The sequence below is a fragment of the Mesorhizobium sanjuanii genome (genome assembly GCF_002529485.1).
Taxonomy (GTDB): domain Bacteria; phylum Pseudomonadota; class Alphaproteobacteria; order Rhizobiales; family Rhizobiaceae; genus Mesorhizobium; species Mesorhizobium sanjuanii.
Genome location: NZ_NWQG01000191.1, coordinates 1 through 4,566, shown reverse-complemented (window position 1 = coordinate 4,566; position 4,566 = coordinate 1). Strand labels below are relative to the sequence as shown.

The 4,566-nt window shown below is 62.5% G+C and carries 4 protein-coding genes; 3 read left to right on the top strand and 1 reads right to left on the bottom strand.

Translation table 11 applies throughout. From position 1 onward, the window contains the following. Positions 1-995, top strand: a 995-nt coding sequence (locus tag CN311_RS25220; protein ID WP_097576383.1) for an MFS transporter, incomplete at its 5' end; no start/stop codon positions are given. Between the two features lie 388 nt (positions 996-1,383). Here CN311_RS25220 and CN311_RS25215 read toward each other — a convergent pair. Beyond that, a complete protein-coding gene (locus CN311_RS25215; RefSeq protein ID WP_097576382.1) occupies positions 1,384-2,082 on the bottom strand; it encodes a nitroreductase in 699 nt (232 codons plus the stop codon). A 222-nt stretch (positions 2,083-2,304) separates the two neighbouring features. Here CN311_RS25215 and CN311_RS25210 point away from each other — a divergent pair, with 222 nt between their 5' ends. Together CN311_RS25210 and CN311_RS25205 are read left to right on the top strand one after the other, a co-directional pair. Then, on the top strand, positions 2,305-2,946 hold the full coding sequence (locus tag CN311_RS25210; RefSeq protein WP_245440945.1) for a helix-turn-helix domain-containing protein: 642 nt from the start codon (positions 2,305-2,307) through the stop codon (positions 2,944-2,946). Positions 2,947-2,960: 14 nt separating this feature from the next. Then, positions 2,961-4,566: FAD-dependent oxidoreductase (locus tag CN311_RS25205; RefSeq protein WP_097576381.1), on the top strand; the 1,606-nt coding region annotated here is incomplete at its 3' end.

Here is a 4,566-nt window from a genome sequence, read left to right as displayed (position 1 = left end):
ATATTTCGCTGGCCGGTCAGTCGGGGCCTCTGGTCGGACCGCTGGTCGGCGGCGCGCTCACCACCTACGTTTCCTGGCGCTGGATCTTCTTCATCAACGTCCCCTTCGCGTTGACAGCCGCGCTGCTGGCGGCCTCGCTGTTCCCAACCACAACCAAGCCGGTTCGCACCTCATTCGATTTTCCGGGCTTCCTGCTCGTCGGCATTGGCATGGCGCTGCTCGTCTTCGGCATGGATTCGCTTGCCGCCAGGGATGCCATGGGCTGGATCATCGCCGGCGAACTCGGCCTCGCCATCGCCATCCTTGCCCTCGCCGCCTTCTATTGCCTGCGTTCCCGCAATCCGCTGCTCGACCTCAATCTGCTGCGCATCCGCACGTTTCGCATCAGTTTCCTGACCGGTGGCGGTCTCGACACGATCGGCCTCAGCTCGGTCGTCTTCCTGTTGCCGCTGATGTTCCAGCTCGGTTTCGGCATGAGCGCCGTGCAGGCAGGATCACTGACCTTCGTCGCCGCGATCGGCTCGCTGCTGATACGCTTCTTCATGCCGCGCGTCTTGAACCGTTTCGGCTTCCGGCGCGTGCTGATCTTCAACACCCCGGTTGCCGCCTGCCTGGTCGCCGGCTTTGCCTTGATGCAGGAGAGCGCTCCAACCTGGATCGTGCTCGCCTACATCTTCGTCTTCGGCATGTTCCGTTCGGTGCAATGGGCGTCGACCGGCAATCTCTCCTATTCGGACATCGCGCCCGAACAGCTCTCCCGCTTCAGTGCGCTTTATTACATATTGTGGCAGCTTGCGGTGGCGATCAGCGTCGGCCTGGCGGCAGCGTTGCTGTCGCTCCTGGCCGGCGGCGGCCATGCGAGCATCAACGATTTTCGCATCCTGTTCATCATCGAAGGCCTGATCACGCTATGCGCGCTGTTCGCCTATCTCAAGCTGACGCCGCAGGACGGTGCTCACGTCAGCGGCCATGGCGCGCCGATGAGCACGGAGTAAATCAACCGAACCCACCAGCGGGAAGCGGGTCAGTTTGAAATTATCGAGAGCGCCGACTCTTCCACCGATCCACAATCGTAAGGACCGTCTTTGCTGCGGTCAGCGAGTGGCCTATCAAACTCAACCCAATATACGAGCTTCTCTCCATCGAGAAACGGCTCAAACCGCGCCACGCCATCGATCCAGTCGCCGGTCAGGCTTGTAGCATAGTCGGGTGCGGCTCGAACCGTGCCAGTGCCCCCTGAACCCCAACCATAGGAATTGGTGATAAGCACTCGGTCGCCGTCAGAGAATTTTGCCACTACTTCACCTGATTTTTATAGGGACCGCGCACCATTGGTTTCTCAGCTTCCTTCGCCTCAAACTGACCCACTACCCGCCAGCGACCTCACTTGGCGAAGGTAACCCATTCCTCGAGCGGCGCGCGGTCGGTGCGGAACTCGTTTTCGGGCTTGGTCGTGTCCTCATGACCGAGCGCCATGCCGCAGACGACGATCTCCTCGTCGGGAATGTTGAGCACCGGCCTGATCTGCCGGTGATAGGGCGCGAAGGCTGCCTGCGGGCAGGTGTGCAGGCCCCTGCCCCGCGCCGCCACCATGATGTTCTGCAGGAACATGCCATAGTCGATCCACGACCCCTTGTTCAGCCGCCGGTCGATGGTGAAGATCATCCCCACCGGCGCGTCGAAGAAGACGAAGTTGCGGTCGTGCTGCGCGCGCATCTTGTCGACCTCGCGCCGGCCGATACCGAGCGCGCCGTATAGGCCGAAGCCGTTCGCCCGACGCCGCGTGAGATAGGGTTCGAAGAACTGGTCGGGATAGTAGCGGTACTCGTCCCAGTCGGCCTTTTCGGCGCGGATGCCGGAATTGAGGATGGCGTCGGTGATCCGCTGCTTGACCTTGCCCTTGGTGACATAGACCCGCCATGGCTGCATGTTGGTGCCCGAAGGCGCACGCGCTGCAACGGCCAGAATTGCGCGGATCGTGTCGTCGTCGACCATGTCGGGCAGGAAGGCCCGCACCGACCGGCGCGATGTAATCGCCTCGTCGACGATTGCCATCGCAATACGGGTATTGTCTTCCAGCATGGGCCGTCCCTTAGTCCCAGGTGCATGGTCGCCCAAAACCGTGTAGCGGTTTGGACAACGGCATGCACAAAACAAAGACTTAACGCGCGTCGCTTCAAGTCCCGAGCGGACGCCCCCACTCGCCGTTCGCGGCCGAGCCTTTGCATGAACCGTCAAAAAGGCGCAAGCAATTCTTGTGGCTACATGAAAATCCTCTTGATTTTTTCACGGACTTGACCTCACATGAAATTTGGCACGCATTTTTCACCAAGAGCAATTTCCACCGAGAACCTGGCTTTGCCCTCAACCGCTATCCGACCGGAACAGGAAACCGCCGAACGGCTGCTGGCCGGCGATATCAGGGCGCTGCGCAAGGCGCGCGGATTGACGCTGGCCGAGATTGGTCTGAGGCTCGGCCGCTCGGTGGGCTGGGTCAGCCAGGTCGAGCGCGGCCTATCGATGCCATCGCTCGGCGATCTCAGGGCCTTCGCGGAATTGTTCGGCGTGCCGGTCAGCCTGTTCTTCAGCCATGACGTGCCCGTCGAGAGCGAGCGCGGCGTGGTCGTGCGCGCCGGCAGCCGCCGCTCGCTTGGCACAAGCGAATCCGGCTTGGTGGAGGAGCTTCTGTCGCCCGATCTTGGCGGTAGCTTCGAGATGCTGCGCTCGGTCTTTGCGCCAGGCGCGGAACTGAAGACCGAGGCGCGCCGGCCGACGGAGGAAGCCGGCTATGTCGCGTCGGGCACTTTCGAGATCGAGATTGCCGGCGTCTGGCACAGGCTTGGCGAGGGAGACTCATTTCGCTTTGACGGCAAGCCGTTCCGCTGGCGCAATCCGGGTGCCGAGCCGGCAGTGGTCATCTGGGTGGTTTCGCCGCCTGTTTACTAGACAAGGGGTTTGATATGGCCGGTTTGCCGACCACGGCACGCGTGGTGATCATCGGAGGCGGTGTCGTCGGCGCCTCCTCGCTCTATCACCTCGCCAAGGCGGGCTGGACCGATTGCGTGCTCTTGGAAAAGAACGAGCTGACATCCGGCTCGACCTGGCATGCCGCCGGCAATGTGCCGACCTTCTCCTCGTCATGGTCGCTGATGAACATGCAGCGCTATTCGACCGAGCTCTATCGTGGGCTGGCCGACGCGGTCGACTATCCCATGAACTACCACGTCACCGGTTCGCTCAGGCTCGCTCATACGAAAGAGCGCATGCAGGAATTCCAGCGCGCCAAGGGCATGGGCCGCTACCAGGGCATGGACATCGACGTGGTCGGGCTCGACGAGATCAAGCGCCGCTACCCCTTCATCGAAACCCATGAGCTGAAGGGCGCGCTCTACGATCCGAGTGACGGCGATATCGACCCGGCGCAATTGACCCAGGCGCTGGCCAAGGGTGCGCGCGACATGGGCGCCAAGATCATCCGCTTCTGCCCGGTCACCGGCGTGCGCCGCGAGAACGATGAATGGGTGGTGGTAACGGCGCAGGGCGAGATCCGCTGCGAGATCGTCGTCAACGCCGCCGGCTACCGCGCCGCCGAGATCGGCCGGATGTTCGGCCGCGAGGTACCGATGATGGTGATGAGCCATCAGTACATATTGTTCGAGGAAATCCCCGAACTGGCGGCCTGGTCGAAGGAACAGGGCAAAAAACTGCCGCTGCTGCGCGACGTCGACACCTCCTACTATCTGCGCCAGGAAAAGACCGGCATGAATCTGGGCCCTTATGAGCGCAATTGCCGCGCGCACTGGGCAACCCACAACGATCCGATGCCGGAGGATTTTTCCTTCCAGCTGTTCCCTGACGATCTCGACCGTCTCGAACATTATCTAGCCGACGCCGTTGCCCGCGTGCCGATTCTCGGCACCGCCGGCCTGTCCAAGGTCATCAACGGGCCAATCCCCTATGCGCCGGACGGCAATCCGCTGATCGGGCCGATGCCCGGCGTGCCCAACGCCTTCGAGGCCTGCGTGTTCACCTTCGGCATCGCGCAAGGTGGTGGCGCCGGCAAAGTGTTGGCCGAATGGGTCACCGAGGGCCAGACGGAATGGGACATGTGGTCTTGCGACCCGCGCCGCTTTACCAGCTTTGCCGCCGCACCCGACTATTGCGTCGCCAAGGGCATGGAGATCTATGGCAACGAGTACGCCATCCAGTTCCCGCGTCACGCCTGGCCGGCCGGCCGCGACCGCAAGCTGTCGCCGATCCATGATCGCATCAAGGCACGCGGCGCTTGCTTCGACGCCTATAATGGCTGGGAGCGCGCCACCTGGTACGCGCAGCCAGGCGACGACATTTCGGAAGAAGCCGCTTTGACCTTCCGCCGTGATGGTCCCTGGCAGAAACGCGTGCGTGAAGAGTGCCTGGCGGTGCGCGACGCCGCCGGCATCCTCGACCTGCCAGGCTTTTCGCGGTTCAACCTCGAGGGTCCTGGCGCCGCCGAATGGCTGAGCCAACAAGTGACCGGACTGGTGCCCAGGCCCGGCCGCATCGGCCTCGTCTACTTCTCCGACG